The sequence below is a fragment of the Micromonospora sp. NPDC049799 genome (genome assembly GCF_040656655.1).
Taxonomy (GTDB): domain Bacteria; phylum Actinomycetota; class Actinomycetes; order Mycobacteriales; family Micromonosporaceae; genus Micromonospora.
Map to the genome: position 1 here is coordinate 1 of NZ_JBFAMU010000518.1, position 3,445 is coordinate 3,445.

Annotated in this window: 4 protein-coding genes; 1 reads left to right on the forward strand and 3 read right to left on the reverse strand. The window is 72.8% G+C overall.

The window, feature by feature from the left end:
• The 3 genes from trpA to trpC form a co-directional block, all read right to left on the reverse strand.
• Positions 1 to 734: tryptophan synthase subunit alpha (gene trpA, locus AB0I76_RS25535; RefSeq protein WP_357040329.1), on the reverse strand; the 734-nt coding region annotated here is incomplete at its 3' end.
• Entirely contained in the window at positions 731 to 1,975 is a 1,245-nt protein-coding gene (trpB, locus tag AB0I76_RS25540) for a tryptophan synthase subunit beta (RefSeq protein WP_357040332.1), read from the reverse strand. The genes trpA and trpB, both read right to left, overlap by 4 nt.
• Positions 1,976 to 2,013: 38 nt before the next feature.
• The gene (gene trpC / locus AB0I76_RS25545) at positions 2,014 to 2,817 is read right to left on the reverse strand and encodes an indole-3-glycerol phosphate synthase TrpC (RefSeq protein WP_357040335.1); all 804 of its coding nucleotides are present in this window, start codon (positions 2,815 to 2,817) and stop codon (positions 2,014 to 2,016) included.
• Between the two features lie 443 nt (positions 2,818 to 3,260).
• Here trpC and AB0I76_RS25550 point away from each other — a divergent pair.
• On the forward strand, positions 3,261 to 3,445 hold a 185-nt coding region (locus tag AB0I76_RS25550), incomplete at its 3' end, for a hypothetical protein (protein ID WP_357040338.1).

Genomic DNA, 3,445 nt, shown 5'->3' on the forward strand with positions numbered 1-3,445 from the left:
GCCTGGTCCTCGGCGTCGAGCACGCAGCGGACGAGTGCGCTGCCGACGATGACGCCGTCCGCGTACCCGGCGACCGTGCCGGCCTGCGCGCCGGTGCCCACACCCAGGCCCACGCCGACCGGCAGGTCGGTGACCGCCCGGACCCGGCTGACCAGGATCGGCGCGGCGTCGGAGGTCTGCGCCCGGGCACCGGTGACACCCATGATCGCCGTCGCGTAGACGAAGCCACGGCAGTGGGCCACGGTCATCGCCAGCCGCGCGTCCGTGGACGACGGGGAGACCAGGAACGTCCGGTCCAGCCCGTACGCGTCGGAGGCGGCCAGCCACTCGTCGGCCTCCTCCGGGATCAGGTCCGGAGTGATGAGGCCGGTGCCGCCGGCCGAGGCGAGGTCCCGGGCGAACGCGTCGACGCCGTACCGCTCGACCGGGTTCCAGTAGGTCATCGTGACCACCGGGGCACCGGTCGCGGCGACCGCCTCGACGATGCGCAGCGTGTCGGCGGTGCGGACGCCACCGGCCAGGGCGATGTCGCTCGCCTTCTGGATCACCGGGCCGTCCATCACCGGGTCCGAGTACGGGATCTCGACCTCGATGACGTCCACGCCGGCCTCGACCATGGCCGTCATCGCGGCGATGCTGCCCTCGACGGTCGGGAACCCGGCCGGCATGCAGCCGACCAGCACGGCCCGCCCGTCGGCGCGGGCCTTGTCGAACGCGACCCCGATCCGGCTCATCGTCCAGCCTCCTTGTCGAGGATGCCGAAGTAGTCACCGGCGGTGTGGACGTCCTTGTCGCCCCGGCCGGAGAGGTTGACCACGATCACCGGCTCGCGGCCCAGCTCGGCGGCGAGCTTCGGGGCGATCGCGACGGTGCCGGCGAGCGCGTGCGCGCTCTCGATCGCCGGGATGATGCCCTCGGTGCGGCAGAGCAGCTCGAAGGCGGCCATCGCCTCGTCGTCGGTGACCGGCAGGTACGTGGCGCGGCCCGTTTCGTGCAGCCAGGCGTGCTCGGGGCCCACGCCCGGGTAGTCCAGACCGGCGGAGATCGAGTGCGACTCCACGGTCTGCCCGTCGGCGTCCTGGAGCACGAACGTCCGGGTGCCGTGCAGCACCCCGGCGGAGCCGCCGGTGATGCTCGCCGCGTGCCGGCCGGTGTCCACACCCGCGCCGCCCGCTTCGAAGCCGTACAGCCGCACGTCGCGGTCGCCGACGAAGGCGTGGAAGATGCCCAGCGCGTTGGAGCCGCCGCCGACGCAGGCGGTGACCGCGTCCGGCAGCGCGCCGGTCAGGTCGAGGCACTGCTGCCGGGCCTCGTCGCCGATGCCCCGGACGAAGTCGCGGACCATGGCCGGGAACGGGTGCGGCCCGGCGGCGGTGCCGATGAGGTAGTGGGTGTCGTCCACGTTGGCGACCCAGTCCCGCATCGCCTCGTTCATCGCGTCCTTCAGCGTTCGCGAGCCGGTCGTGACCGGGACCACGGTGGCGCCGAGCATGCGCATCCGGGCGACGTTGAGCGCCTGCCGCTCGGTGTCGACCTCACCCATGTAGACCACGCACTCGAGGTCGAACAGCGCCGCGGCGGTGGCGGTCGCCACGCCGTGCTGGCCGGCCCCGGTCTCGGCGATCACGCGGGACTTGCCCATCCGCTTCGTCAGCAGGGCCTGACCCAGCACGTTGCGCACCTTGTGCGCACCGGTGTGGTTGAGGTCCTCCCGCTTGAGCAGGACCCGCGCGCCGACCCGCTCGGAGAACCGCTTCGCCGTGTAGAGCAGCGAGGGCGTGCCGGCGTAGTCGCGCAACAGGGCACCGAACTCGGCCCGGAAGGACTCGTCGGTCATCGCGGTGCGCCACGCCCCGTCCAGCTCGTCCAGCGCGGCCACCAGGGCCTCCGGGACGAACCGGCCACCGAAGCGGCCGAAGTGGCCGGCGGTGTCGGGGAACTGACCGGCCGGAGTGGCCAGTGCGTCGGCGCTCATCGCGGGTTCCTCTCAGTGCGGACGAACCCCGGCGCGGCTCAGCGCGCGGGGCGGGGCGTCGCCGGGTGGTTGCCGGCGTTGACCAGCTCGGCCACCGCCTCCCGGGGACTCTTCTGGGTGACCAGACCCTCACCCACCAGGACGGCGTCGGCGCCGGCCGAGGCGTACCGGATGAGGTCGTGCGGGCCACGCACACCCGACTCGGCGATCTTGACCACCTTGCTGGGCAGGCCGGGCGCGATGCGCTCGAAGACCGAACGGTCGACCTCCAGGGTACGCAGATTACGGGCGTTGACCCCGATCACCTGCGCCCCGGCCTCCATGGCCCGGTCGGCCTCCTCCTCGTCGTGCACCTCGACGAGCGCGGTCATGCCGAGCGACTCGATCCGCTCCAGCAGGCCGACCAGCGCGTTCTGCTCCAGGGCGGCGACGATCAGCAGCACCAGGTCGGCGCCGTGCGCCCGGGCCTCGTGCACCTGGTAGCTGGAGACCACGAAGTCCTTGCGGAGCACCGGGATGTTCACGGCGGCGCGGACGGCGGCCAGGTCGTCCAGCGAGCCGCCGAACCAGCGGCCCTCGGTCAGCACGCTGATCGCCCGCGCCCCGCCGGCCGCGTAGTCGCCGGCCAGGTCGGCCGGATCGGCGATCTCGGCCAGCTTCCCCTTGGACGGGGAGGAGCGCTTCACCTCGGCGATCACCGCCACACCCGGCTTGCGCAGGGCCGCGTACGCGTCCAGCGGCGGCGGCGCGGCGGCCGCCAACTCGCGGATCCGCTCCAGCGGAACCAGCTCCTGCCGCCGGGCGACGTCCTCACGTACGCCGGCCAGGATCTCGTCGAGCACGCTTACGGACGCTGCCCGACCGGCCTCGTCCCCCTCCGCGTGCGCATGCTCAGCAGTCACCAACGGACTCCCCTCTCCGGGTGTCATGGGCCGATGCTAGGGGGCGCCACCTCGGACGGGGTGCCGGGGGTATGGCGCTCCTCACGAATTGGGCTGGGGCATAATGGCCGACTTCCGGTGAGGTCGGGATCACGGAGCGCCATCACGCCCACCGATCGGTGTCACCTGCGACGCCGCGGCACCGTCCGGTGCCGACGCCGGAGACCGCCGTCGATGCTGTGACGTGCCTCAAGGCCGAACGGCCCTTTCCCAGCTCAGGGGCGTGGGCGGAGAGTTGACGCGACGGTCACCACACCGAAACCTGAGCCGCCGAGCATCTTTCTCGGGCAGACTCGACGAGGCGTCTGACCCCAACCGTCCCGACGATCTCCAGCGGGGTGATCATGAGCACTGCCGGCCCGCACGACACCATCGGGCTCACCACCATCTCCCGTACCGTCGCGTCGCTCGCGGTCAACGTCGTCCACACGGTGGAACGCGCCGTCGTCGGCGAGGCGCGCATGCGGACCGCGCGGGGCAACGCCTGGGAGGCCGTGTGCGCCGACCGCGCGCGGGCCGACCAGCGAGC